Raw genomic sequence first — 248 nt, 5'->3', positions numbered from 1 at the left:
GCTTACCTCTTGCTGATTCAACACTAAAGCTAAAAAACTGCGTGACTCCACATAGCCCATAATATGTTCTAAATCATCGTCAAGACAAACCAAAAATTTATTATTCGGCTGCTTAATCATCACCTCGACAATTTTTTCGGTACTGACTTTGCTGTCAAAATATACAATATTCTCGCGTGGATTCATCACTGAGGTGACGGTACGCTCTTGCATCTCAAAGATATTTTCAATCAGGTGGTGCTCTTGGT

At 39.1% G+C, this 248-nt stretch carries 1 protein-coding gene; it reads right to left on the bottom strand.

The genetic code is table 11. From position 1 onward, the window contains the following. Nucleotides 1-248 (bottom strand): hypothetical protein (locus AAEZ03_RS28450; RefSeq protein WP_502947988.1); only part of this gene is annotated, 248 nt, incomplete at both ends.

It is taken from the genome of Pseudomonas sp. HY2-MNA-CIBAN-0224 (genome assembly GCF_040310285.1).
Taxonomy (GTDB): domain Bacteria; phylum Pseudomonadota; class Gammaproteobacteria; order Pseudomonadales; family Pseudomonadaceae; genus Aquipseudomonas; species Aquipseudomonas helleri.
Note: the sequence above shows the minus strand (reverse complement) of the source record. Positions and strands in the feature narration are given on the sequence as shown.